Origin of the sequence: Mesorhizobium sp. M1004 (assembly GCF_040318795.1) — a bacterium.
Lineage (GTDB): Bacteria > Pseudomonadota > Alphaproteobacteria > Rhizobiales > Rhizobiaceae > Mesorhizobium.
The window spans coordinates 407684-433263 of the sequence record NZ_JAMYNB010000003.1 but is presented as its reverse complement, the minus strand read 5'-3'; the positions used below and the strand labels follow the sequence as shown (position 1 = coordinate 433263).

Genomic DNA, 25580 nt, shown 5'->3' with positions numbered 1-25580 from the left:
AATGACCATTCTCCTCATCGCAGAACACGACAACGCCAGCCTTTCCGACCAGACCGCGAAGGCGCTCTCGGCGGCGCTGCAGATCGGTTCGGACGTGCATGTGCTGGTCGCCGGCAAAGGCGCCAAGGGCGCGGCCGACGCCGCTGCCAAGCTCGAGGGCGTGAGCAAGGTGCTGCTGGCCGAGGCCGACGAACTGGCCGAGCGCCTCGCCGAACCGCTCGCCGCACTCGTTGTCTCGCTGGCCGGCGCCTACGACACCATAATCGCGCCGGCGACCTCGTCGGGCAAGAATGTCGCGCCGCGCGTGGCGGCCCTGCTCGATGTCGCGCAAGTCTCCGAGATCATCGAAGTGGTTTCACCAGACACGTTCAAACGGCCGATCTATGCCGGCAACGCCATCCAGACGGTGCAGTCGAGCGACGCCAAGAAGGTCATCACTGTGCGCACCGCCTCCTTCCAGGCTGCCCCGGAGGGCGGCTCGGCAGCTGTCGAGACGGTCAAGGCCGCGGCCAATCCCGGCCTCTCCACTTTCGTCGAGAACAAACTCTCGGAAACCGACCGTCCGGAGCTGACCTCGGCCAAGATCATCATTTCGGGCGGCCGCGCGCTCGGTTCCTCGGAAAAGTTCCAGGAAGTCATCCTGCCGGTCGCCGACAAGCTCGGTGCAGCCGTCGGCGCCTCGCGCGCTGCCGTCGACGCCGGCTACGCCCCGAATGACTGGCAGGTCGGCCAGACCGGCAAGGTCGTGGCGCCTGACCTCTATATTGCCGTCGGCATTTCCGGCGCCATCCAGCACCTTGCCGGCATGAAGGATTCGAAGGTCATCGTCGCCATCAACAAGGACGAAGAGGCGCCGATCTTCCAGGTTGCCGATTATGGCCTGGTCGGCGACCTGTTCGTCATCCTGCCGGAACTGCAAAAGGCGCTTTGACGCTTTCTGCCAAAGCGTATTAAATTGTGAAAGGGTGGGGTAGACGAAGCTGCCCCACCCTTTTAGTTTGCACTGCACAAAAAGCAGGCCGCAAAGGCCTTTTCGACGGGATCGCTGCAAATGGCCAAGATCGAGACGATCGGCATCATCGGAGCCGGCCAGATGGGCAGCGGCATCGCGCATGTATCAGCACTTTCGAGTTTCAAGGTGCTGATCTACGACGTCTCGCCCGACCGTATCGAGAAGGGCATTGCCACGGTCAGCGGCAACATGGCCCGCCAGGTCGGCTCCGGCAAGCTTGAGGAAAAGCTGCGTAACGAAGCGATGGCGCGCATTTCCGCAGCCCCCACCATGGCTGATCTCGCCGGTGCCGATCTGGTTATCGAGGCGGCGACCGAGGACGAGACGGTCAAGCGCAAGATTTACGCGCAGCTCTGTCCCCAGCTCAACCCGGAAGCCATTCTGGCGACCAACACCTCGTCGATTTCGATCACCCGGCTTGCCGCGCAGACCGACCGTCCTGAGCGTTTCATCGGCATACATTTCATGAACCCCGTGCCGCTGATGAAGCTGGTCGAACTGGTGCGCGGCATCGCTACCGAGGATCAGACCTTCGAGGCGGCCAAGGCCTATGTGAAACAGCTCGACAAGACCATCACCGTCTCTGAAGATTTTCCGGCCTTCATCGTCAACCGCATTCTGTTGCCGATGATCAACGAGGCGATCTACACGCTCTATGAGGGGGTCGGCTCGGTCGATGCCATCGACACCGCCATGCGGCTCGGCGCCAACCATCCGATGGGACCGCTGCAGCTCGCCGATTTCATCGGCCTCGACACCTGCCTGTCGATTATGCAGGTGCTGCATGACGGCCTGTCGGATTCGAAATATCGCCCCTGCCCGCTGCTGGTGAAATATGTCGAGGCCGGCTGGCTCGGCCGCAAGACCGGGCGCGGCTTCTACGACTATCGCGGCGAGCATCCGGTTCCGACGCGCTAACCACCAGAACGAAAGTTCCGTGCTCCCTCAGGACGCCGCTGCAAGCGGCGGCTCTGCTTGGCCTCTTGACCCGGTATCGTCAGGCGCCACGGAAACACAGCCGCGGCCGGCGGCCTTGGCCGCATAGCAGGCAGCATCGGCCCGGGCGATGATCTCGTCGACTTCACCGCTGTTGCTGTGGATTGGCGCCAGCCCGATGCTGGCATCGATCGCATGCGGCCGGCCGTCCCAGCTGAACTGCAGGCCGCGGATGGCGTCGATGACCGAGCGTGCGGCAATCCTGGCGCCGGCGCTCGGCCCGGCTTTCAGGATGACCGCGAATTCGTCGCCGCCGAGGCGGGCCACGATATCCTCCGGCCCAAGCGCACCGCGAATGGCCTCGGCAACCCGCTTCAGCAAGGCGTCGCCGGCGGCGTGCCCGCCAGTGTCGTTGACCAGCTTGAAATGGTCTAGATCGATGAACATGAAATGATGTTCGCCCGCCGGCCTGGCTGTGCCGGCCTTGCGGCTCCGGTCGACCAGTTCCTCCATGGTGCGGATAAAGCTCGAACGGTTGGCAAGGCCGGTCAGCGCATCATGCGCGGCGGCATAGGCGAGCTGGCGCTGCAAGGCGCGCGCATCGGTGAAGTCCTGGAAGACGATGACAAGACCGCAGAACTCCTGGCGGTCGTTCATGATCGGCGACACCACCTGGCGGATGCTGCAGCGTGTGTCGTCGCGACGGATGAGGACGGCGCGACTGTTCTGGTCGGCAGGGCTGGCGCTGCCGAGCGCCGGCCGCGTCATGCCGATCCTTTGCCCGGTTTCTTCGTCCACCGCCCAGTAGACATGGCCAAGCGTCTTGCCGAGCGCCTCCGCGCCAACAACGCCGGTGAGCTTTTCGGCGACCGGGTTCATGAAGGTGATGCGGTTGGCGGCATCGGTGCAGATGACGGCGTCGCCGATCGACTGCAGCGTCACCCTCAGCCGCTCCTTCTCGTCGGCCAGCATTGCCGCCGATACGATGAGGCTTTCCTCGGTTTGCTTGCGCTGGGTGATGTCGGTCAGGCTGCCGATGGCCCTGACCAGCCGTCCGTCCTTGTCGCGTTCGAGCGTCTTGCCGCGGTCGAGGATCCAGACCCAGTGGCCATCCTTGTGGCGCATCCGGAACTCGGCTTCGAAGAACGGTGTCCTGCCCTCCAGATGGGCACGATCGGCTTCGGCGACGTTTTCGCGATCGTCGGGGTGGATCATCGCCAGCCAGCGGTCGGGGTCGCCGTCCAGTTCGCCATCGGCATAGCCCAGCATCTTCACCCAGGTGGCGGAGTAGGTGGTGCCGCCCTTCCGCATATCAAGATCCCAGACGCCTTGTCCGGCGCTGGCCAGGGCAAAATTCCAGCGCGTTTCGGCTTCGGCTATGCGCGCCTCGGATTGCTTGCGCGCATCGATATCCTCGATCTGGGAGACCAGGTAGAGCGGGCTCCCGCTCTTCTCGTCGCGAATGACGGAACCGGCAAGATGGGCCCATACCGGCGTGCCGTCCTTCCTGAGGTAGCGCTTTTCGAAGTGGAAGGCGTTGACGGTGCCCGCCCGCATGCCGTCCATCGTCTCACGGCCGATCTGCACATCGTCGGGATGGGTGATCTGGAAGAAGGTCAGCGCCTCGATCTCCTGCTTGCTATAGCCGAGCATGGCGGCGAAGGCCGGGTTGGTTTCATGGATGCGGCCGTCGAGGCCGACAATGGCGATGCCGATCGCCGAATCCTCCATGGCGCGGCGGAAACGCTGCTCGCTTTCGGCGATCTGCCGGCGGTCGTCCAGTATCCGGTAAATGAACAGGGCGGCGAGAATCAGCGCAACGGCGGCGACCGGCACCGATATCTGCAGGCAGAGTTTCAGCACTTCGGCGCTGACATCGAGCCGCGACAGCAGGAGCGCGACCACGGCAGCGCAAAGCCCTCCGGCCGCAAGCACCAAAGCCACGTGACTGTCAGCCCGCAGGCTTTTTCGCTCTCGTCGCATAACTGTGCATGCCACCCCATGCGCAACACATTTCTGCAAAAAACACTGGATGATCGATTTTAAGGAAAGGTTGCGCCGGAGCCACCGGCAACACGGTGAACCCGCAAACAATTGCCGGCATGATTAAGGATCGGTGATTATTGGGCGATCTTGAACCGCCCGGTCACCAGCGCACGAAGAACCGTCCCCCGAGCGCGCCCAGACCGGCGAGGACGGCGATGGCGAGCGTGTACCAGGTGGCGACGAAAAGCGGCGAATCGTCGAAGCAGTGCGCGGCGTAGAAGGTCGCCGCCAGGCCGCCGGCGAGCAGTCCCGCGACCACCCCGGCCAACACCGGCCGCGTCGGCGCGCCATAGCGCAGCATCCACAGGAAGACGGCAAGCGGGCCGATTCCGATCAGCGGGATGAAGCCCATGCAGATCATCATGTTGGAGCCGACCATGCGCGTGCTCCACATCGGCTCCGGCACCATGAACAGTTCGAGAGCCACCGCCACGGCCACCAGCAGCGGCGCCGCCAGCATCCAGGCCGCGGCTCTTGCCGTCGAAGCGCCCGGCGTCGACAACGCCCGGACCAGGCCAAAGGCGGTGACGGCGAGCACGATGGTGAACACGAACTTCGCCAGGAACCGCATCGTGTGCATGGCGGTCATGATGTCGGGACGCGGGCCGATGGTGAGAAAGAAGACCAGAGCCGCGATCACCGCCGCGGCTGCCGCCGCCATCAACCAGGCCGAGCGCAGCGGCATCGCCTTGCTGCTTGTGTCGGCGTCGAGTGCCTTGATGAGATCCTCCGTCCTCATGTCACTGCCGCCCGAAGCGCCCCTGCCCAAATCGCTTGGCGATCGCGGCAAGCCCGCGATGCAGCGACACCCGCACCGCCGTCTCGCTGACGCCGAGCCTGGCCGCCGTCTCGCCGATGGAGCGGCCGTCGACCGAGATCGAAGAAACGACGGAACGCTGCGCAGCCGGCAGTCCGTCCAGCGCCCGGTTGATGTCGCGTTCGCTGACGGTCTCGGTTTCCGGCTCGGCAAAGGTCTCGGCGATCTCGTCGATCTCGATTTCGATGCGCCGTCCGCGCCGCCGGAAAGCATCGATCAGCTTGAAGCGGGCTATCGCATAGATCCATGGCAACACCGGCGCGTCCTGGCGCCAGGTATGCCGTTTCACATGAATGGCCAGCAAGGTTTCCTGCACGACATCCTCGGGATCGACCCCGCCCTGTACGATCTTGCGCCTCGCAAAGCCGCGAACCAGCGCGGCGATCCGGTGCAAAAAGTCGGCGTAGGCCCTTTCATCTCCCGCGATCGCGGCCCGCATCAGCCGGGAAAGCTCGGCCTCATCCTTGCCGCTCACAAGAGTTCACTCCCCGATCTTCGCGCCTCGGCACCGATTTGTTACGTGTCCGGCGAAATGATGTCCAAGCCAAAGTGCCGCAAAATCACGAAAGTTTGCGGGAGCGGCGACCGATTGAAGCAGCCGAGCAATGTTGACTACTGCTGTCAGGTATCGATAGGTGCAGCCTGCGAAACCAGAACCACCGAGATTGAGGATGACGCCATGAGATACACGCTCTCCACCCTAGCGGGGGCCACAGCGCTGGCCGTGAGCATGATCGCCGGGCCGGCGATGGCCGCGGATGCCGGGATCATCGTCTACAACGCCCAGCATGAGAGCCTGGCCAAGGAATGGGTCGAAGGTTTCACCAAGGAAACCGGCATCAAGGTCACGCTGCGCAATGGCGGCGACAGCGATTTCTCCAACCAGATCGTCGCCGAGGGCGCTTCTTCGCCGGCCGACGTGTTCCTGACCGAGAACTCGCCGGCCATGACTCTGGTCGAAGCGGCGGGCCTTTTCGCGCCGGTCGACGCCGACACGCTGGCGCAAGTCCCGGCCGAATTCCAGCCGAGCACCGGCAAATGGGTGGGTGTCGCGGCGCGCAGCACCGTCTTTGCCTACAACAAGACCAAGCTCACGGCCGAAAAGCTGCCCAAATCGATGCTCGATCTCGCCGATCCCGCCTGGAAAGGCCGCTGGGCAGCCTCGCCTTCCGGCGCCGATTTTCAGGCCATCGTCAGCGCGCTGCTCGAGCTCAAGGGCGAAGCCGCAACCGCCGACTGGCTGAAGGCCATGAAGGAGAATTTCACCGCCTACAAGGGCAACGGCACGGTGATGAAGGCGGTCAATGCCGGCGAGATCGAAGGCGGAATCATCTACCACTATTACTATTTCGGCGATCAGGCAAAGACCGGCGAAAACAGCAAGAACGTCGAACTGCATTATTTCAAGAACCAGGATCCCGGCGCTTTCGTCTCGATCTCCGGCGGCGGCGTGCTCGCCTCGAGCAACCACCCGAAGGAAGCCCAGGCGTTCCTCAAATGGGTGACCGGCAAAGGCGGCCAGGACGTGCTGAAGACCGGCACGTCCTTCGAATACGCTATCGGCAAGGACGCGCAGTCCAATCCCAAGCTGGTGCCGCTGGCCGACCTGCAGGCGCCGAAGGTCGATCCGGCGACACTGAACTCCAAAAAGGTGACCGACCTGATGACGGCAGCCGGCTTGCTTTAGTCCGCGTTCGTCCTAAAAGGGCAACGTTTGCGCTCCTGCGAGGCTTTCCGCAGGAGCGCTCTGTTTTCGGGATGGCTTCGTCCATGACGACATATTGCGTTTCCGGCCGCGCCTGCGGCGCCCCCGCCCCGGCGGCAGTGGCGCGGTCGAGCTGATGCAAACTGCCGTCGATCTCGCACGTTCAGGCCAGACAGTCGGGCGGTCCCGCCGGAAGCCCATGTCCTGGATCGCGCTTGCCGCCATAATTGTCTCGCTGCTGTCGCTGCTGCCGCTGGCGTTCATCATCTGGATCGGTGTGCAGATCGGCTGGGACACTGCTTCGGCCCTGGTCTTCCGGCCGCGCGTCGGCGAACTTCTGGTCAACACCGTGCTTCTGGTGGCGCTCACCGTGCCGATCGCCACCGTGCTGTCGGTGACGCTGGCATGGCTGACCGAGCGCAGCGACCTGCCCGGCGCCCGCCTGTGGGCTTGGCTGTCGGTGGCGCCGCTCGCCATCCCCGCCTTCGTGCATTCCTACGCCTGGATCACCATGGTGCCGACCTTGCACGGCCTGTGGGCCGGCGTGCTGGTCTCGGTTCTCGCCTATTTCCCGTTCCTCTATCTGCCGCTGGCGGCGGCTCTGCGCCGGCTCGATCCTGCTTTGGAGGACGCAGCCGCAGCACTCGGCCTTGGACCATGGCGGGTGTTTTGGCGTGTCGTGCTGCCGCAGCTGAGACTGGCCATTTGCGGCGGCGCGCTGCTGGTCGGCCTGCATCTGCTGGCCGAATACGGCCTCTACGTCTTCATCCGCTTCGACACTTTCACCACGGCGATCGTCGACCAGTTCCAGTCGACCTTCAACGGTCCCGCCGCCAACATGCTGGCCGGCGTCCTGGTGACTTGCTGCTTCGTGCTGCTCGCGCTGGAGGTGCTGGTGCGCGGCGAGGAACGCTATGCCCGCGTAGGCTCGGGTGCCGCGCGCCGCCAGCAGCGCACCAGGCTCGGTCGCGCCACCCTGCCCTGCCTGGCTCTGCCTGCCATCGCCACGCTTCTCGCCATCGGCGTGCCCTTCGTCACCATCGGCCGCTGGCTGGTCGCCGGCGGCGCCGATGTCTGGCGTTTGGACGAGATCGGCCTGGCGCTTGGCCAGACACTGTTCCTGGCGCTGGCCGGCGCCTTGCTTGCGACCATCGCCGCCATGCCGATGGCCTGGATCTCGATCCGCGCGCCGGGACCGCTGCAGCGGCTGCTCGAAGGCTGCAACTACATTGTCGGTTCGCTGCCCGGCGTGGTCATCGCGCTGGCCTTGGTCACCATTACCGTGCGCATCGCCATGCCGCTCTACCAGACGCTGTTCACAATCCTGGTCGCCTATGCCCTGATGTTCCTGCCGCGCGCCTTGATCAGCCTCAGAGCCTCGATCGCACAGGCGCCGGTCGAGCTCGAACGCGCCGCCGCCAGCCTTGGCCGGCCGCCGCTGAAGGCGCTTTGGTCGACAACGATTCGCCTGTCGGCGCCGGGGGCTGCGGCCGGCATGGCGCTGGTCGCGCTCGGCATCATGAACGAGCTGACCGCCACCCAGATGCTGGCGCCCAACGGCACGCGCACGCTGGCCATGGCGTTCTGGTCCTATAGCGGCGAGATCGACTATGCCTCCGCCGCCCCTTACGCCTTCATCATGGTGGCGATGTCGCTGCCGCTGACTTGGCTGCTCTATGTCCAGTCGAAACGGATGGCCGGGCGATGAGCTTTCTCGAAATCAGTGGCCTCACCAAGCACTACGGCCCGGTCGCAGCCCTTGCCGGCATCGAGCTCAGCGCCGCAAGCGGCAGTCGCACCGCGATCGTCGGCCCGTCCGGCTGCGGCAAGACGACGTTGCTGCGGCTGATCGCCGGCTTCGAGGCGCCCGACCAGGGCCGCGTCGTGCTCGACGGCGAGGTGCTGGCCAATGGCGGCCATGCGGTGCCGGCGCACCGCCGCGGCATCGGCCTGGTGGCGCAGGACGGCGCCCTGTTCCCGCATCTCAGCATCGGCGACAATATCGGCTTTGGCATGGCCCGCGGCGAGGACCAGCGCGCCGAGCGCATCGCCGAGCTCGCCTATACCGTCGGGCTGGACAAGGCGATCCTCAAGCGCCGCCCGCACCAGCTCTCCGGCGGCCAGCAGCAGCGCGTGGCGCTGGCCCGCGCCATGGCGATGAAGCCCAGGCTGATGTTGCTCGACGAACCGTTCTCGGCGCTCGACACCGGTCTGCGCGCCTCGATGCGCAAGGCCGTCGCCGAACTACTCGAAGCCGCCGGCATCACCACCATCCTGGTCACCCACGACCAGGCCGAGGCGCTGTCCTTCGCCAGCCAGGTGGCGGTCATGCGCGACGGAAAGTTCTCTCAGATCGGCACACCGCGAGAACTCTATCTGCAGCCGAAAGACCGCATGGTTGCCGAGTTTCTTGGCGACGCCATCATCTTGCCGGCAAAGATTTCAGGCGGCTTCGCCACCTCCTCGCTTGGTCGCATAGCCGTCGACTCGAAGGAGCGGCGCGACATCGCCCGCATCATGCTGCGACCGGAGCAGGTGCAGGTAAAGCGCACGTCGCGCGAAGGCATGTCGGGTCCTGCGGGCACGATATTCGCCGAGGTGACGGACTCGGAATTCGCAGGCTCGATGTGCACCATTGCCGTGCGGCTGTTGAACAACCCCGATCCGCCGGACGCCGCGGCGATCGGCAGCACACCGCTGACCTTACGCAAGCCGGGAATCGACGCACCTGCCGTCGGCGAGATCGTGCGTCTGACAGTTTCCGGCAAGGCGCATGTCTTCGCCTGAACTGCCGATGCGTCGGATTGGCGCGAGCGGCTGCGTCAATCGACTCGTTTCCCAGCATTGTCGAACCAATGCAGCTTCTCGGCCCTGGCCACGACGCGCAGTTGATCGCCGGGTTTGGCCGTGGCGCGGCCGGCCACACGCACGACGATGCGGTTGCCGCCGGCGGCACAGTGAAGAAAGCTTTCGGCTCCCACAGGTTCGACCGCCTCGACCGCCGCAGGCAGAATAAGCGCGCCGGATGATGCCTCGGCACTGAAGGTGACGTCGGCATCCTCAGGGCGGAAGCCAAGCGTGGCGGCGTTCGTAGGCGCGAAGTCAACCGTCTTGCCGTCGGTCAGCGCCGGACCAGCCGGTCCTTGCGAAAGAGGCAGAAGGTTCATCGGCGGCGCTCCGATGAAGGAGGCGACGAAGGTCGATGCCGGCTTCTCGTAGATGTCGAGCGGCGCGCCCGTCTGCTCGACCAACCCGCCATTCATGACGACGAGAATATCGGCCAGCGTCATCGCCTCAAGCTGGTCGTGGGTGACGTAGACCGAGGTGACACCGAGCGAGCGCTGCAAATTCTTGATTTCGACCCGCATCTGGCCGCGCAGTTTGGCGTCGAGGTTGGAAAGCGGTTCGTCGAACAGGAAGACTTTTGGATTGCGCACGATTGCGCGACCCATGGCCACGCGCTGGCGCTGGCCGCCGGAAAGCTCGCGCGGGCGCCGGTCGAGCAGCGCCGTGAGCTCCAGCACCTTGGCGGTCGAGCGAACCCTGCTGTCGATCTCGTCCTTGGGAGTACCCCGGTTGCGCAACCCGTAGGCCATGTTGTCGTAGACCTTCATATGTGGATAGAGCGCATAGTTCTGGAACACCATGGCGATGTCGCGCTCGGTCGGACCGATCGTGTTGACGATCTTGCCGTCGATGGCGACGGTGCCGGAAGAAATGGTCTCAAGCCCGGCGATCATCCGCAGCAGCGTGGACTTGCCGCAGCCGGACGGCCCAACCAGCACGCAAAGCTCCTTGTCGGGTATGGCGATCGAGACACCCCTCACCGCCTCGACGCCGCCGGGATAGACTTTCTTCACATCCTTCAGATCGATGGTCGCCATCAGCTTCTCACTTTTCGGTATCGACCAGTCCGCGCACGAACCAGCGTTGCATCAGCACCACGATCAGGATCGGCGGCAGTATGGCCATCATCGCGGTGACCATGACCAGATGCCATTGGGTATCGGCATCGGCGAAGGAGACCATCTTTCTAAGTGCGATGACGATGGTGTTCATGTCATTGCTGTTGGTGACGAGCAGCGGCCACAGGTACTGCGTCCAGCCATAAATGAAGAGGATGACGAACAGCGCCGCGATGTTGGTGCGCGACAGCGGCAGCAGGATGTCGAAAAAGAATCGCCATGGTCCGGCGCCGTCGACACGCGCCGCTTCCACCAACTCACCTGGGATGGTCATGAAGAACTGGCGAAACAGAAGCGTGGCGGTGGCCGAGGCGATCAGCGGAATGATCAGGCCGGCATAGGTGTCGATCATGCCGAGATCGACCATCACCTTGTAGGTCGGCAGGATGCGCACCTCGACGGGAAGCATCAGCGTGATGAAGATCAGCCAGAAGAAGACCATCCGAAGCGGAAAACGGAAGAACACGATCGCATAGGCCGAAAGGATCGAGATGAAAATCTTCCCCACCGCGATGCCGAGCGCCATGATCGTGGTGTTGAGCAGCAATCGGCCGACACTGACGCCGCCGATGCGGCCGACACCGCCGAACAGCGCCTCGCTGTAATTGTTCCAGACCTGGTCGCCGGGCAAAAGAGGCAATGGCGGCTTGAGGATGGTCTGCAGCGTCTGCGTGGAGGCAACGAAGGTGTAGTAGATCGGGAAAGCGACGATCAGGATGCCCAGGATGAGCACGGCGTGGGCGATGAGGGCGCGAAGCGGGGACTGACCAATCATCGCTCGCGCTCAACCGTAGTGGACTTTGCGTTCCACATAGCGGAACTGGATGGCCGTGAGTGAGATGACGATGACCATCAGGATGACCGACTGCGCGGCCGAATCGCCGAGGATCAAATTGACGAAACCGTCATTGTAGACCTTGTAGACCAGCGTCTCGGTGGCCTTGCCTGGCCCGCCGCCGGTGACGGCATGAACGATACCGAAAGTGTCGAACAGCGCATAGACAGTGTTGACGACCAGCAGGAAGAAGGTCGTCGGTGCGAGCAGCGGGAAGACGATGGTCCAGAAGCGCTTCGTCTCCCCGGCGCCGTCCATGGCCGCCGCCTCTATCAACGTCTTCGGCACCGCCTGCAGCCCGGCGACGAAGAACAGGAAATTGTAGCTGATCTGCTTCCAGGCAGCCGCAGATACCAGCAGGATCATGGCTTGGTTTCCGTTAAGCAAGGGATCCCAGGCGATGCCGAGACCTCTCAACGCGTAGGCCAGCGAACCGATCGAGGGGTTGAACAGAAACAGCCACAACATGCCGGCAATCGCCGGCGCCACCGCATACGGCCAGATCAGCAGCGTGCGATAAAGGCCTTTGCCGCGCACCACCTTCTCGGCCATGACGGCAAGCAACAGGGCCACACCCATGGCGACCATCGCGGTCGCCAGAGAGAACACCAGCGTAACTTTGATCGAGTTGAGGTAGGCCGGGTCGGCCAGCACCTTGCGAAAATTGGCGAGCCCGACGAACTTGCTCTTCAGCCCGAACGGGTCTTCCCTGAGCATCGACTGGTAGAGCGCCTGCCCCGTCGGCCAGTAGAAAAAGATCAGCGTAATGGCGAGTTGCGGCGCCACCAGCAGATAAGGCAGGGTCTTGTTGGGAAAGACGACGCGTGGAGACAGGGTGATTCCCTCGCTGTGCAGGAAATCGTCCACGCGGGTCCGCGTGGACGAGGTTCAACTGACAAATCGCTTCAGTTTCCGATCGCTTCCTGAATCGCCTTGTTGCCGCGTGCGACCGCGTTGTCGAGCGCCTGCTGCGCAGTCTGCTGGCCGGCCAGCATCTTCTCGAACTCCTCGTTCTCGATGTCGCGCACCTGCGGCAGGTTGACGAGGCGCACGCCCTTCGAGTTCTCGGTCGGCGCCTTGCCCAGCATCTGCAGGATCGGCGTCTCACGGCCCGGATTCTTGTCATAGAAGCCGGACTTCTTGGTCGCCTCATAGGCAGCGAGCGTCACCGGCAGATAACCCGACTTCTGGTGCAGATACTCCTGCACTTCGGTCTTGGACAGGTAGGAGAAGAACGCCGCGACGCCCTTGTATTCCTCGTCCGATTTGTTGCCGAACACCCACAGGCTGGCGCCGCCCGGCGTGGTGTTCTGGGGCGCGCCCTTGGCGTCACTATCATAGGGAAGCTGGCCGATGCCGTAGTTCATGCCCGACTTGACGATGTCACCGAGACCCCCCGACGATTCGGTGAAGATGCCGCATTCTCCGGCAAGAAAGATCTGCTTGGCTTCGGATGTACGGCCGCCATATTTGAAGGTGCCGTCCTTGGCCAGGTCGGCGAGCGCATGGAAATGATTGACGAAGATCGGCGCATTGATCTTGAGCTCGACGTCGGTTCCGGCAAGTCCGTTCTGGTTGGTGCCATAGGAAACGTCGTTCCAGGCAGCGAAGGCCTCAAGGTGGATCCAGGTCAACCACGTCGAGGTATAGCCGCAGGAAGCGGCGCCGCTCGCTTTGATCTTCTTGGCGGCTTCCCACACCTCGTTCCAGGTCTTTGGCGGATTGTTCACATCAAGCCCGGCCTTCTGGAAGATATCCTTGTTATAGTAGAGGATGGGCGACGAGGAATTATAGGGGAAGGACAGCATGGTCCCGTCCGGCTTCGAATAGTAGCCGACGATGCCGGGCAAATACTGGCTCTTGTCGAAGGTCACGCCGGCGCTGGTCAGCACATCGGCCACCGGCTTGATCGCACCTTCGGCGGCCATCATGACGCCGGTACCCACGTCGAACACCTGGATGATGTCGGGCGCTTGCCCCGCACGAAAGGCAGCGATGCCGGCATTCAGCGTTTCGGGATAGGTGCCCTTGAAAACAGGGAGAATTTCATAGTCGCTCTGGCTGGCATTGAAATCCTTGGCGATCTTGTCGACCACCTCGGCATTGGCGCCGGTCATTGCATGCCACCAACTGATCTGGGTGGCGGCGAAGGCGGAGGTGGTGGAAAGCAGGGTCAAGGTGGCGGCAACACCGGCCGCAAAGCCGAACAACTTCATGTTTCATCTCCCGTTTGTCATTGGCGAAAGGGGCGCTCCCGCGAACGCAATATGTGTCTCTGATGACAATCGGACAACGGATTTGTTGCTGTTTCGTGAATTTCATACCCGGCTAACTTCGCGCCCCCTCGCCTTGCAACGAGGACCGAGAGAAATGCCAAGCCGGCTCAGCGATAGAATGGGGCATGGTGGGCCTGCAAGGATCGCCGACCGCCCAGCGATGCGTGAAGGGCCCGCGTGACAGCGCCACGCACCTGCACCGTGCGGCCGCCAAACCGGCGCTCGGCCAGATCGAGATCGGCCGAGCGGCATCGCGCCAGGCGCTGCTGTAACCGTGCGTCTGGAATGAGACAGGATCGCCGCAACGTACAACCCGAAAAACCCGCTGTAGTTGTAGTTCGCATAACCGATTCTTCGTCAAGCGTGGCATACTAATCAAGTGGACGGCTTGATTGCTGTGGGAGAGCAGGTGGGGCGAGATGCTGACGGTCTATAATTGTATCGTGCATGAGCACGATCTGAGACTGGTCGCACTGGCAGCGCTCATTTGCGGTATTTCTTCCTTCTCGGCGGTCAACCTGCTTCGCCATGTCGACCGCTCGAGCGAGCGCAACCGCTATACCTGGCTGATGATAGCAGCCACTTCCACCGGCTTCGGTATCTGGGCGACGCACTTCATCGCAATGCTTGCCTTTTCTCCCGGAATCCCCAACGCCTACAATACGGAAATGTCGGCGCTTTCGCTCGCCGGTTCCGTCGCCCTGACCGCTGCGGGCATGTGGATCGCCACCTTGCGCCGGGGCATCGACTACCCTCTGGTCGGCGGCGCGGTCCTCGGCGCTGGTATCGCCGCCATGCACTATATCGGCATGGCCGCCTTCGAGGTCGAAGGGCGCATCGTCTGGAACCCGCTGCTGGTCGGCGTCTCGGTGCTGACAGGCGTCACCCTCGCCGCGCTGGCGCTGCTGGTGGTGTTGCGACGGCCGTCCATGCAGGCCACAATCGCCGCCGCCATCCTGTTGACGCTGGCGATCTGCAGCCTGCACTTCATCGCCATGGGCGCGGTGTCGATCTTCCCGGACTCCTCCATCGAGATATCGCAGTTCACGGTCGAACCGGTGTCGCAGGCCTTCGCCGCCGCTGCAGTCAGCCTGGCTATCCTGGTGCTTTCAGCCGCAGCATTGTGGATCGACCTTCGCTTCCGGCGTCACAAGCTCGAGGCCGAGCGCATGCACGGCCTCGCCAACGCCGCCGTCGAGGGGCTGATCGTCTGCGATGGCGCCCGCATCGTCAGCGCCAATGACAGCATCGCGGCACTCACCGGCATTGCGCCGGAAGTGCTGAACGCGATGCTGCTTGGCGATCTCTTCGGCGAACGCACCGCGGCCGGCATGTCCGACTGCAGCGGACAGGCACAGGAAGCCGAACTCAGAGCCCATGACGGCGCCACCATCCCCGTCGAACTTATCGCCAGAAGCATCGACTATTGCGGCAAGCGGCACAGCGTTGTCGCCGTGCGCGACATCCGCGAACGCAGGAAGGCCGAGCAGGAGATCCTGCGCCTCGCCCATTTCGACCCGCTGACCGGGCTCCCCAACCGCCGCAGTTTCTCCGGCCGGCTCGAGGCCGAAATTGCCGCAATGGACCGCGGCGGCAAGGGTGGGCATCTTGCGCTGCTGCTGCTCGACCTCGACCGCTTCAAGGAAGTGAACGACCTGTTCGGGCATGGCGCCGGCGATGCCATGCTGCAGAAGGTGGCGCTATGCGCCTCCGCCGTGCTCCGCCACGGACAGATGCTGGCGCGTCTCGGCGGCGACGAGTTCGCCATCATCGCTCCGAACCTTCCCGATCCGCAGGCGGCCGGCCGCATCGCCGAGGCGGTGCTGGCGGCCATGCGCGAGGAAAACCGGCTGTCGGTCGGTGGCGGGCTGGTGTCGGCCAGCATCGGCATTGCACTTTATCCGCTCGACGCCGATGAGCCGACACTCCTGGTCAGCCACGCCGACACCGCGCTCTACCGCGCCAAGGCCGAGGGCAAGGACACTTACCGTTACTTCGAGGCCTCGATGGGCGCCGAGGCGCGAGACCGGCGCGTGATGGAGCACGAACTGCGCCAGGCGATGGCGCGCGATGAGTTTCGCCTCGTCTACCAGCCACAAAAGGAGATCAGCAGCGGGCGGATGGTCGGGTTCGAAGCGCTGATCCGCTGGCGCCATCCGCAGCGCGGCGACGTGTCGCCGGCGACCTTCATCCCGGTGGCCGAAGACAGCGGCGTCATCATCCAGATCGGCGAATGGGTGCTGGCGACGGCCTGCGCCGAGGCAGCGCGCTGGAAGAACCCTCTCACCGTCGCGGTCAATGTCTCGGCGGTGCAGCTCCACAATCCGAATTTCAGCCGCAAGGTGCATGAAGTCCTGCTCGGCTCCGGCCTGACGCCCGGCAGGCTCGAACTCGAGATCACCGAAACGGCGCTGGTCAAGGACATGCCGCGCGCGCTGGCGACCTTGCGCCAGGTGAAGGCGCTTGGCGTGCGTGTGGCGATGGACGATTTCGGCACCGGCTACTCCTCGCTGTCCAATCTCCGCGCCTTCCCCTTCGACAAGATCAAGATCGACGGCTCATTCATCAAATCAGTCGACAGCAACGGCCAGGTGGCAGCCATCGTACGCGCCGTTCTGGGGCTTGGCCGCGGTCTCGGCCTGCCGGTTCTGGCCGAGGGCGTCGAGACGCTGGGCGAGCTGAAATTCCTCGACGCCGAGGCCTGCGAGATCGGCCAGGGCTACTATCTAGGCCGGCCGAGCCCGATCGAGGCGTTCAGCGAACTGACCGGCGTCGCGGCGCCGGCGGCACACGACGACGCCAGCGTCAAACAACGCGGCGGCAGCATCTTGATGCTGCCGCCGGCGGCGGCCCTGCGCTCATCCTAAGGGGCGAGTGCGGCCTCGACCAGGCGCTTGGCATCCGGTCCCGACCATTCGGCCGGTCCGTTCATATGCGCGACCAGGCAGCCTTCGCCATCGATCAGCATGGTGACGGGGAGGCCCAGCGCCAAGCCACGCGTCTTGACGTCGTTGAACAGCGCCAGCGTCGAATCGCGGTAGTAGCCGAGCGACCCGATGCCGATATCCGCGAGAAACTTCTTCGGCTTCACATCGTCGCCGGCATCGACATTGACCGCGACCACTTCGAATGCATCGCTGCCCTTTTCCTTCTGCAAGGCGTCGAGCGCCGGCATTTCGGCGCGGCAGGGCGCGCACCACGTTGCCCACAGGTTGAGCAGCACGGTCTTGCCGGCATGATCGGCGATCGTCATCGGCTTGCCGTCGGGACCGTTGAAGGCGAGACTTTTCAGCGATTGCGGCGGATCCGCGGGCAGCAATGCCGCAACCTGGCCGGTAGCCGCGGCGGCAACCTTTTTGGCGCGGTCGCTCTTGGCGGCGCAGGCGACGTCGTCCTTGCTGTTGCCCGCGCCCGCAGGTGCGCTGCCGGTGGCTGCGTTGTTGCCAGACCCGCTCTCGCTGACATATACCGCGACCGCGCCAGCCAGCACGCCCGCCAGCAAAGCGGCGAGGATCAGGCGCGGGGCCGGGAAGTATCTGTTACCGTCTGCCATTTTCTAAGACTGCTCCGGAGCACGGGTTATAGCCATGAGCGACAAGAAGGCCAGCAACCAGATGTGGGGCGGACGTTTTGCCTCGGGTCCGGCCGCGATCATGGAAGCGATCAACGCGTCGATTTCGTTCGACCGCAAACTCTATGCCCAAGACATAAGAGGTTCGATCGCCCACAGCGAGATGTTGGCTGAAACGGGCATTATTTCGGCGGCCGATCAAGAAAAAATCGCTCACGGGCTGAACACGATCCTGAAAGAGATCGAGGCCGGCACGTTCGAGTTCTCGACCCGGCTGGAAGACATTCACATGAATATCGAGGCCCGCCTTGCCGATCTGATCGGCCCGGCCGCCGGCCGCCTGCACACGGCGCGGTCACGCAACGACCAGGTGGCGGTGGATCTCCGGCTCTGGGTCAAGGACGAGTGCTTTCGCGTCGCCGAGGCGCTGAAGGGGCTGATCTCAGCCTTGCTCGACCGCGCCGAGGAGCATGCGGCGACCGTGATGCCCGGCTTCACCCACATGCAGGCGGCGCAGCCGGTGACCTTCGGCCACCATTGCATGGCCTATGTCGAGATGTTTTCGCGCGACCTGTCGCGCGTCCGCGACGCCATCGAGCGGCTGGATGAAAGCCCGCTCGGCGCGGCAGCGCTTGCCGGCACCAGTTTTCGGATCGATCGCCACAAGACCGCCAAGGCGCTCGGCTTCCGCGAGCCGATGCGCAATTCCCTGGACAGCGTCTCCGACCGCGATTTCGCGCTGGAGTTTTTGAGCCTGGCGGCGATCTGCGCCACGCATCTGTCGCGGCTCGCCGAAGAAATCATCATCTGGTCGACGCCGCAATTCGGCTTCGTTAGGCTGTCGGACAGTTTCTCCACCGGCTCCTCGATCATGCCGCAGAAGAAGAACCCGGACGCCGCCGAACTGGTGCGCGGCAAGACCGGCCGCGTCACCGGCCATCTCGTCGGGCTGCTGACCGTGATGAAGGGCATGCCGCTGACCTACGGCAAGGACATGCAGGAAGACAAGGAATCGGTCTTCGACGCTGCCGAAACACTCGATTTGATGCTGGCTGCGATGACGGGCATGGTGCGCGACATGACGGTCAATGCCGCCGCCATGAAAAAAGCCGCCGGCTCGGGCCACGCGACCGCGACCGACCTCGCCGACTGGCTGGTGCGCGCGCTGGGCCTGCCCTTCCGTGAGGCACACCATGTCACCGGCCGCGCGGTGGCGGTGGCCGAAGAGAAGAAGGTGAGCCTTGAAAAGCTGTCGCTGGAAGATCTGCAGTCGATCAACCCCGGCATCACGGCAGACATCTTCTCGGTTCTGGCGGTGCAGAATTCGGTGAAGAGCCGCACCAGTTTCGGCGGCACGGCGCCGTCGGAGGTCAGGAAGCAGATCCGCAGCTGGAAAAAGCGCATCGCCAAGGCATGATGCCGGGGTGCAATGCGCCTAAAACTCGGTTAAAAGCGCAGCACATAAAGTTTCGGACGGATGGATCGATGACCGCAAGCAGGATTTTGGTGACGCTGACGCTGCTGACGGCGATGGCTGCCGTGACCGCTTGCGGCCGTAAGGCCGGTCTCGACACGCCCTATGAAGCGGCCGTCCAGGCCCGCAAGGACGCCGAGCGCGCCAAACAGCCGGTGCCGCCGGAGCCGGAAAAACCGGTCGTGGACAAGAAATTCATCCTCGACCCGCTGATCTAGAGCCGATGAGACTGGCTTGGACTTTCTGACCAGGTCTCGTGCTCCAACTTCCGGAAACACTCTCGTGAACCATTTCGATTACCGCGACGGCGTGCTCCATGCCGAGGACGTGGCGATACCAGACATCGCCGCAAGCGTCGGCACGCCGTTCTATTGTTATTCGGCGGCAACCTTGACGAGGCACTACCGGGTGTTCGCCGGGGCGTTTGCCGGGCTCGACACGCTGGTCTGTTACGCCTTGAAGGCGAATTCCAACCAGGCGGTGCTGCGGACGCTGGCAAAGCTCGGCGCCGGCGCCGATACCGTCTCGGAAGGCGAAATGCGCCGCGCGCTCGCCGCCGGCATCCCGGCCAGCAAGATCGTATTCTCGGGCGTCGGCAAGACCGCGCGCGAAATGGATTTTGCGCTCGAGGCCGGCATTCTCTGCTTCAATGTCGAATCCGAGCCGGAGCTGGAGTTGCTGTCGGCCCGCGCCACCGCGCTCGGCAAGGTGGCGCCGGTCTCGCTGCGCATCAACCCGGATGTCGACGCCAGGACGCACAGGAAGATCTCCACCGGCAAGGCCGAGAACAAGTTCGGCATTCCCTGGCAAAGGGCGCGCCAGGTCTATGCCCGCGCGGCCGGGCTGCCGGGCACCAAGCCCATCGGCATCGATACCCATATCGGCAGCCAGGTCACCGAGTTGCAGCCCTTTGACGATGCTTTCGCGCTTCTGGCGGAACTGGTCGGCGCGCTGCGCGCCGATGGCCACGCCGTCGAGCATGTCGATCTCGGCGGCGGCCTCGGCATCCCCTACCGCACCGACAACAGCCCGCCGCCTCTGCCCGATGCCTATGCCGAGATCGTCAGGAAGCATCTGACAAAGCTTGGAGTGAAGGTGATGTTCGAGCCGGGCCGGCTGATCGTCGGCAATGCCGGCATCCTGGTCTCGGAAGTGATATTCGTGAAGGAAGGCGACGCCAAGAACTTCCTCGTCGTCGACGCCGCCATGAACGATCTGATCCGGCCGACGCTCTACGATGCCTTCCACGACATCAAGCCGGTGGTGCAGCCGCCGGCCGACACGCCGCGCATGGCGGTCGACGTCGTCGGCCCGGTCTGCGAGACCGGCGACTATCTCGGCCTCGACCGTGACCTGCCCCGGCTCAAGTCTGGCGACCTCATTGCCGTCACCACCGCCGGCGCCTATGGCGCGGTGCAATCCGGCACCTACAACACCCGCCTACTTGTGCCTGAGGTTCTGGTCGACGGCGACCGTTTCCACGTCGTGCGCCGGCGCCAGACCTATGACGAGCTGATCGGCCTGGATTCGGTGCCCGACTGGCTTGCATAGGAGCCGCAGCGCCGGCTGCGCTACAGCCGGTTCTGGATGAGCAACCTTGCGTCGGCGATGCTGTCCTCGTCGCGGCGGTAGAACGTCCATTGCTTGATGCGCTTGGGCCGCAGCAGGCCGGCCTGGGTAAGCACGCGCATATGTTCGGAGAGCGTCGCCTGCGTAATGCCGAGCTTCTCCGCGATCAGCAGCGCGCAAACGCCATCCTCGACCAGATCGCCGTCTGCCTGGGCCGGGAAATGCGCCTGCGGATCCTTCAGCCAGTCGAGGATCTGCAGCCTGCGTTCATTGGCGATCGCCTTGAAGATTTCAACCTCTTGCATTTAGCCATTTTGCCAAGTTACTAATTGCTGTCAATCCCAAGGAGATGGTCATGACGAACGGCAACACCGTCACGCGCGAACGCATCGCCGCGATGGAACCGCGCATCCGCCCCTATATCAGGCACACGCCGGTGCTGCGCGTCGACATGGCCGATTTCGACGGGCCGCCGCAGGCGATTGACCTCAAGCTCGAATGCCTGCAGCATTCCGGCTCGTTCAAGGCGCGCGGCGCCTTCACCAATCTGCTCGAACGGCCGGTGCCTGCGGCCGGCGTGGTTGCGGCTTCGGGCGGCAATCATGGCGCCGCAGTCGCCTATGCCGCCATGCGGCTTGGCCACAAGGCGACGATCTTCGTTCCCGAAGTCAGCCCGGCGGCCAAGCTGCAGCGCATCCGCGGCTACGGCGCCGAACTGATCGTCGGCGGCGCCCGCTATGCCGAGGCGCTGGCCGCCAGCGAGGCTTTTGCCGAAAAGACCGGCGCGCTGCAGATCCATGCCTTCAACCAGGAGGAAACATTGGTCGGCCAAGGCACGCTCGGCCTCGAAATCGAAACCGATCTGCCCGACATCGACACGCTGCTGGTCGCTGTCGGCGGCGGCGGCCTGATCGGCGGCATCGCCGCCTGGTTTGCCGGCCGCATCAGGATCATCGCCATCGAGCCCGAAGGCGCGCCGACGCTGCATCGCGCCTTCGAAGCCGGCCACCCCGTCGATGCGCCCGCCGAAGGCGTTGCCGCCGATTCGCTGGCGCCCAAACGCGTCGGCGAGATGATGTTCCCGATCGCCGAGGCTTTTGTCGAGCGCTCCATTCTGGTCACCGACGACGCCATCATTGCCGCGCAGAAGGCGCTGTGGCAGCGGGTGCGGATCATCGCCGAGCCGGGTGGCGCCGCAGCCTTTGCGGCTCTCTTGTCCGGCCGCTACACACCGGCGCGGGGCGAGCGGATTGCCGTCCTTGTCTGCGGCTCGAATACCGATCCGGCGAAATTCTAAACCTTGCTTCGACTGAAGTGGGACGCAAACCCGTCAAAGCTTTTCAAGTTTTCCGGAACCGCCTCGCCTTTGCCGTGTTTGCTGGTAAACTTCTGCTTGTTGAGTCCGGGCTATCCCGCCCGGGCAGGAAGGGCCGATGACGGAACGCCCCATTTCCAGTGGCGATCGCAGCCTGGCCGGGCGGCTTGCCCTGAGCCGGCTGGCGACACGGGTCTCGATGACGGTCGAGCGCGGCTGGCCGCTGCTTCTGCCGCTGCTCATCATCGCCAGCCTGTTTCTCAGCCTCTCCTGGCTCGGCCTTTTCCCCCGGCTGCCTGACATTGCGCGCATTATCCTGGTCACTGCGTTCGGTATTGCCACGCTGGCGGCGCTCTATCCGCTGCGTTTCTTCAAGCTTCCATCCGCCGCTGAAATCGACCGCCGTATCGAGGCCGCCAACCAGCTGCAGCACAGCCCGGTGCTGGTGCAGACCGACCGTCCCAGCGGCAAGGAAAGCATCTTTTCCCAGGCGTTGTGGCGCGAACACCAAAAGCGCATGGCCGACAAGCTCGGCAGCCTTGGCGCCGACCTGCCGCGTACCCGCGTGCCGGAGCGCGATCCGTGGGCATTGCGTGCCGTGGCGGCGCTGCTGTTGGTCACCGCTTTTGCCTTTTCCTTCGGACCGTCCGGCGGCAGGCTGTCCGATGGTTTCAGTGCCCATGCGGCGCGCGACATCGTACCGCCGCGCATCGATGCCTGGGTGACCCCGCCGGCCTATACCGGCAAGCCGCCCATCTTCTTGACCGCGCCAGTCATCGATGGCAACGCCAAGCAGGCGGTTGCCACCTTCACCGTGCCGCAAGGCAGCGACGTCTCGCTGCGCGTGACCGGCGGCTCCGGCGAGGAAACGCTAAGCTTTGCCGACAAGGGCGGCAATGCTCGCGCCATCGACCCGTCGGGACCACAGGTGGCGGCCGTCAAGGCAGCGGCGGTCAACCCCGCGACCCCCAAGCTGCGCCAGTTCACCGGCAAGCTGACCGCCGACGGGACACTGACGCTGAAGTCGGGCGAAGCCGATCTCGGTCGCTGGGCCTTCGCGGTGATCCCCGACAAGCCGCCGACGATCCGCTTCGTCGGCGAGCCCAAGCGCGCCGTCAACGGCGCCTTCGAGCTCAACTACCAGATCGACGACGACTATGGCGCGGCCACCGCCAAGGCGGTTTTCGCGCTGGCCGATCCGGCGGCGCCCGATGCGCATCCGCTCTACGGCCCGCCTGACCTGCCGCTGGCGCTGCCGCGCCGCGGCGGCAAGGCGAACGCCGCCAAGACCACCAAGGACCTCACCGAGCACGTCTGGGCCGGCGCCAGCATCAAGCTGTCGCTTGTCGCCACCGACGATGCCGGACACACCGCGACCAGCGAAACCAAGACTATTGTGATGCCGGAGCGGCCCTTCGCCAACCCGCTGGCGCGGGCCGTGGTCGAGCAGCGCCGCCTACTGGCGCTCGACGCCAATGCCAAGCCGCGCGTGCTCGACCTGATGGACGCCATCACGCTGCGGCCCGAGGACACGTTCGACAACATGTCGCATTACCTCGCCATCATGAGCGCCCGCAGCCGGCTGAAGATGTCGGACAGCGACGATCAGTTGCGCAACGAGGTTGCCTATCTCTGGGAAATCGCGCTCGGCATCGAGGAAGGCAATCTCTCGTCCGCCGAAAAGCGGCTCCGCCAAGCCCAGCAGGCGCTGCAGGACGCCATCAAGCGCGGCGCCAGCGACGAAGAGATCGAAAAGGCGATGAAGGAACTGCGCGAGGCGATGAACGAATTCCTGCAGGAATTCGCCGAGCGCGCCAAGCAGAACCCGAACGCGCCGCAGATGCAACAGAATGGTCGCGAGCTGCGTCAGAGTGATATCGACCGCATGATGGACCAGATCGAGAACCTGGCGAAGTCGGGCGACCGCGACAAGGCGCAGGAGCTGCTGTCGCAGCTGGAAAACATGATGAACAACCTGCAGGCCGGCCGTCAGCAGCAGGGCGGCGAGCAGGACAGCGAGATGCGCCAGCAGATGGACAAGCTGGGCGAGATCATGCGCCGCCAGCAGGAGATGATGAACGACACCTACCGCATGGACCAGATGCAGCGCGGAGATAATCAGCAGCCCGGCGAAGGCAATGGCGACGACCCGGACCAGCCGGGCGTCGGCAAGGATCGCGATCCTCTCGCCCGGCCAAAGTCGATGACACCGCAGGAATTCGCCGATGCGATGAAGCAGCTGCAGGAAGGCCAGGGCCAGTTGCAGAGCGAACTCGACAAGCTGAAGAAGGGCCTGGAAGGCATGGGCATGCAACCCAATGAGGGGTTTGGCGACGCTGGCAAATCCATGGGCAATGCCGAAAAGTCGCTTGGCGAAGGCGAAGGCGACCAAGCAGTCGGCCACCAGGGTCGCGCGCTGGAAGCGCTGCGCAAGGGCGCCAAGGAGATGATGAAGCAGCTGCAGGCGATGCAGGGGGACCAGGGCGGCAGCCAGGAAGGCGGCCGCCAACAGGACGCCGGCCGCGATCCGCTGGGCCGACCGCGCGCCAGCCGCGGACCCGATTTCGGCGATTCGGTGAAGGTGCCCGACGAGATCGACGTGCAGCGCGCCCGCCAGATTCTCGAGGCGATTCGCAAGCGGCTCGGCAACGCGCTCAGCCCCGACATCGAGCGCAGCTACCTCGAGCGGCTGCTGGAGCTGAAGTAGCCTCCAAGGCAACATCCGTCGAACTGAATGGTATCAGCGCCATGCCGAAACTCGGTGCCGTCACGCCCATCCTGCGCATCTTCGACATCGCCAAGGCACGCGAATTCTATGTCGACTTTCTCGGCTTCAAGGTCGAGTTCGAGCACCGCTTCGACGACAATGCGCCGCTCTACATGGGTGTAATCCGCGACGGCTGTGTCCTGCATCTGAGCGAACATCATGGCGACGGCGCGCCGGGTATAGCCATGCGCATCAAGGTCGAGGACATCGCGGCATTGCACCGCGAACTGATCGGCAAGAGATACCGCTACGCCCGGCCGGGCCTCGAAACCACGTCGTGGCAGACCCGTGAAGTGTCGGTCGGCGACCCCTTCGGCAATCGCCTGCATTTCTACGAGGATGCAACAGACTAAGCCGGCCGGTTGACGAACGCCTCGCGGATCGCCTCCTGCATGCCGTCGATAGCTTCGCCTGAGGCATTTGGGCTGCGGTGCATCACCACATTCGAGGAATCGATATGGCCGAACCCGTCAGCGGCGGTGAGTTCACGACAGCCATCCGGAATATTGCTGTGCGAGATCGGCGCGATCGCCAGGCCAGAGGTGACGGCGAGCTTCAGGCCGCCGGTGGTGTCGCTGGTATAGGCGACACGGTAGGCCAGCCCACGCTGCTCAAGCGATTTGATGGCAAAGTCCTTGCACCAGCCGGCCCGGTTGTAGAGCGCGATCGGCACCGGCCGCTCCTCATGCATGTGATGCAGGCTCGATGTCACCCACACGGTCGGATCGTGCATCAGCACCTCGCCGCCGGAAGGATCCTGCCATTCGAACACCACGGCGAGGTCGAGTTCACCGGCCGCCAACGCTGCCAGCTGGGCGCCCGAATGTGCATAGCGCACGGTGACCTCGACCTTGGTGTGACGCTTCGAGAAGGCGCCGAGCGCGCGCGACAGGATGGCGTGACCATATTCCTCGGGAATGCCGATGCGCACAGGCCCGCCAAGCGGTGCCGCCGCCATCGATGCCGCCGTCTCGTCGAGCAGAGAGACGATGCGGCGGGCATTGACGATCAGCTCGCCGCCACGGCGCGTCAGCGCCACGCCGCGCGAGCCGCGTTCGAACAGGCTGTCGCCGACCAGCTCCTCGAGCTTCTTCATCTGCATCGACACCGCCGACTGGGTGCGCCCGGCCTGCTCCGCCGCCCGGGTGAAATTGCCCGCTTCGGCAATGGCGACGAAGGTGCGCAGGAGATCGCTGTCGAGGGGTGGCCGCATCGAATCCGTCATAAGCAAATTTGATCGCTGGTATCATTCCAATTCGTTTGCAACATGTCAAACGCCGCAGCATAGTCCG

At 64.1% G+C, this 25580-nt stretch carries 22 protein-coding genes; 12 read left to right on the top strand and 10 right to left on the bottom strand.

Annotated features, from left to right (window positions below):
* The first annotated feature begins 1 nt into the window (after nt 1).
* Both NKH54_RS08990 and NKH54_RS08985 read left to right on the top strand, forming a co-directional pair.
* Nucleotides 2-931, top strand: a complete 930-nt coding sequence (locus NKH54_RS08990) for an electron transfer flavoprotein subunit alpha/FixB family protein (protein ID WP_023685323.1) — start codon at nt 2-4, stop codon at nt 929-931.
* 120 nt (nt 932-1051) lie between these two features.
* On the top strand, nt 1052-1930 hold the full coding sequence (locus NKH54_RS08985; protein ID WP_353028066.1) for a 3-hydroxybutyryl-CoA dehydrogenase: 879 nt from the start codon (nt 1052-1054) through the stop codon (nt 1928-1930).
* 27 nt (nt 1931-1957) lie between these two features.
* Here NKH54_RS08985 and NKH54_RS08980 read toward each other — a convergent pair whose 3' ends face one another.
* From NKH54_RS08980 to NKH54_RS08970, 3 genes are all read right to left on the bottom strand, one after another.
* Nucleotides 1958-3892 (bottom strand): PAS domain S-box protein, encoded by a 1935-nt coding sequence (locus NKH54_RS08980; protein WP_352518498.1) that lies wholly within the window; start codon nt 3890-3892, stop codon nt 1958-1960.
* Between the two features lie 202 nt (nt 3893-4094).
* Nucleotides 4095-4733 carry an NrsF family protein gene (locus tag NKH54_RS08975; protein ID WP_353028065.1) on the bottom strand — a complete coding sequence of 213 codons (639 nt, stop codon included), beginning with the start codon at nt 4731-4733 and terminating at the stop codon, nt 4095-4097.
* 1 nt (nt 4734) lies between these two features.
* Nucleotides 4735-5286, bottom strand: a complete 552-nt coding sequence (locus tag NKH54_RS08970; RefSeq protein WP_023671665.1) for a sigma-70 family RNA polymerase sigma factor — start codon at nt 5284-5286, stop codon at nt 4735-4737.
* Nucleotides 5287-5490: 204 nt separating this feature from the next.
* On the opposite strand from NKH54_RS08970, the gene NKH54_RS08965 reads away from it, so the two are divergent.
* The 3 genes from NKH54_RS08965 (at nt 5491) to NKH54_RS08955 (ending at nt 9303) form a co-directional block, all read left to right on the top strand.
* Nucleotides 5491-6498 carry an iron ABC transporter substrate-binding protein gene (locus NKH54_RS08965; protein ID WP_023737455.1) on the top strand — a complete coding sequence of 336 codons (1008 nt, stop codon included), beginning with the start codon at nt 5491-5493 and terminating at the stop codon, nt 6496-6498.
* Between the two features lie 154 nt (nt 6499-6652).
* Nucleotides 6653-8224, top strand: coding sequence for an ABC transporter permease (locus tag NKH54_RS08960; RefSeq protein ID WP_023737454.1), 1572 nt, complete (start codon nt 6653-6655; stop codon nt 8222-8224).
* Nucleotides 8221-9303: an ABC transporter ATP-binding protein gene (locus NKH54_RS08955; protein WP_023686694.1), complete on the top strand. Its 1083-nt coding sequence runs from the start codon at nt 8221-8223 to the stop codon at nt 9301-9303. Before NKH54_RS08960 ends, NKH54_RS08955 begins: the two co-directional genes overlap by 4 nt.
* Nucleotides 9304-9338: 35 nt before the next feature.
* Here NKH54_RS08955 and NKH54_RS08950 read toward each other — a convergent pair whose 3' ends face one another.
* From NKH54_RS08950 to ugpB, 4 genes are all read right to left on the bottom strand, one after another.
* On the bottom strand, nt 9339-10400 hold the full coding sequence (locus NKH54_RS08950) for a sn-glycerol-3-phosphate import ATP-binding protein UgpC (RefSeq protein WP_023673333.1): 1062 nt from the start codon (nt 10398-10400) through the stop codon (nt 9339-9341).
* Nucleotides 10401-10407: 7 nt separating this feature from the next.
* Nucleotides 10408-11256: a sn-glycerol-3-phosphate ABC transporter permease UgpE gene (ugpE, locus tag NKH54_RS08945; RefSeq protein ID WP_023737453.1), complete on the bottom strand. Its 849-nt coding sequence runs from the start codon at nt 11254-11256 to the stop codon at nt 10408-10410.
* Between the two features lie 9 nt (nt 11257-11265).
* Nucleotides 11266-12150 (bottom strand): sn-glycerol-3-phosphate ABC transporter permease UgpA, encoded by an 885-nt coding sequence (ugpA, locus tag NKH54_RS08940; protein ID WP_023685330.1) that lies wholly within the window; start codon nt 12148-12150, stop codon nt 11266-11268.
* Between the two features lie 71 nt (nt 12151-12221).
* On the bottom strand, nt 12222-13532 hold the full coding sequence (gene ugpB / locus NKH54_RS08935) for a sn-glycerol-3-phosphate ABC transporter substrate-binding protein UgpB (protein ID WP_353028064.1): 1311 nt from the start codon (nt 13530-13532) through the stop codon (nt 12222-12224).
* 479 nt (nt 13533-14011) lie between these two features.
* On the opposite strand from ugpB, the gene NKH54_RS08930 reads away from it, so the two are divergent.
* Nucleotides 14012-16459, top strand: a complete 2448-nt coding sequence (locus NKH54_RS08930) for a bifunctional diguanylate cyclase/phosphodiesterase (RefSeq protein WP_353028063.1) — start codon at nt 14012-14014, stop codon at nt 16457-16459.
* Here the strand turns inward: NKH54_RS08930 and tlpA are convergent.
* Nucleotides 16456-17145: a thiol:disulfide interchange protein TlpA gene (gene tlpA / locus NKH54_RS08925; RefSeq protein ID WP_353028062.1), complete on the bottom strand. Its 690-nt coding sequence runs from the start codon at nt 17143-17145 to the stop codon at nt 16456-16458. The two genes, NKH54_RS08930 and tlpA, sit on opposite strands and share 4 nt — an antisense overlap.
* Nucleotides 17146-17179: 34 nt before the next feature.
* On the opposite strand from tlpA, the gene argH reads away from it, so the two are divergent.
* The 3 genes from argH to lysA all read left to right on the top strand — a co-directional run bounded on the left by argH (nt 17180) and on the right by lysA (nt 20188).
* The gene (argH, locus tag NKH54_RS08920) at nt 17180-18580 is read left to right on the top strand and encodes an argininosuccinate lyase (RefSeq protein WP_353028061.1); all 1401 of its coding nucleotides are present in this window, start codon (nt 17180-17182) and stop codon (nt 18578-18580) included.
* Between the two features lie 68 nt (nt 18581-18648).
* Nucleotides 18649-18855: a hypothetical protein gene (locus NKH54_RS08915; RefSeq protein ID WP_023673325.1), complete on the top strand. Its 207-nt coding sequence runs from the start codon at nt 18649-18651 to the stop codon at nt 18853-18855.
* A gap of 64 nt (nt 18856-18919) precedes the next feature.
* A complete protein-coding gene (gene lysA, locus NKH54_RS08910) occupies nt 18920-20188 on the top strand; it encodes a diaminopimelate decarboxylase (protein ID WP_352533918.1) in 1269 nt (422 codons plus the stop codon).
* Nucleotides 20189-20208: 20 nt separating this feature from the next.
* Here the strand turns inward: lysA and NKH54_RS08905 are convergent, their stop codons facing one another.
* On the bottom strand, nt 20209-20511 hold the full coding sequence (locus NKH54_RS08905) for an ArsR/SmtB family transcription factor (protein WP_023748498.1): 303 nt from the start codon (nt 20509-20511) through the stop codon (nt 20209-20211).
* Nucleotides 20512-20561: 50 nt separating this feature from the next.
* Here NKH54_RS08905 and NKH54_RS08900 point away from each other — a divergent pair, with 50 nt between their 5' ends.
* The 3 genes from NKH54_RS08900 to NKH54_RS08890 all read left to right on the top strand — a co-directional run bounded on the left by NKH54_RS08900 (nt 20562) and on the right by NKH54_RS08890 (nt 24641).
* The gene (locus NKH54_RS08900; RefSeq protein WP_353028060.1) at nt 20562-21503 is read left to right on the top strand and encodes a threonine/serine dehydratase; all 942 of its coding nucleotides are present in this window, start codon (nt 20562-20564) and stop codon (nt 21501-21503) included.
* A gap of 136 nt (nt 21504-21639) precedes the next feature.
* Complete coding sequence (locus tag NKH54_RS08895; RefSeq protein ID WP_023711721.1) at nt 21640-24228, top strand: TIGR02302 family protein; 2589 nt, start codon at nt 21640-21642, stop codon at nt 24226-24228.
* 41 nt (nt 24229-24269) lie between these two features.
* On the top strand, nt 24270-24641 hold the full coding sequence (locus NKH54_RS08890; RefSeq protein WP_023685340.1) for a glyoxalase superfamily protein: 372 nt from the start codon (nt 24270-24272) through the stop codon (nt 24639-24641).
* Here the strand turns inward: NKH54_RS08890 and NKH54_RS08885 are convergent.
* On the bottom strand, nt 24638-25501 hold the full coding sequence (locus tag NKH54_RS08885; RefSeq protein WP_023698713.1) for a LysR family transcriptional regulator: 864 nt from the start codon (nt 25499-25501) through the stop codon (nt 24638-24640). The two genes, NKH54_RS08890 and NKH54_RS08885, sit on opposite strands and share 4 nt — an antisense overlap.
* Nucleotides 25502-25580: the final 79 nt, after the last annotated feature.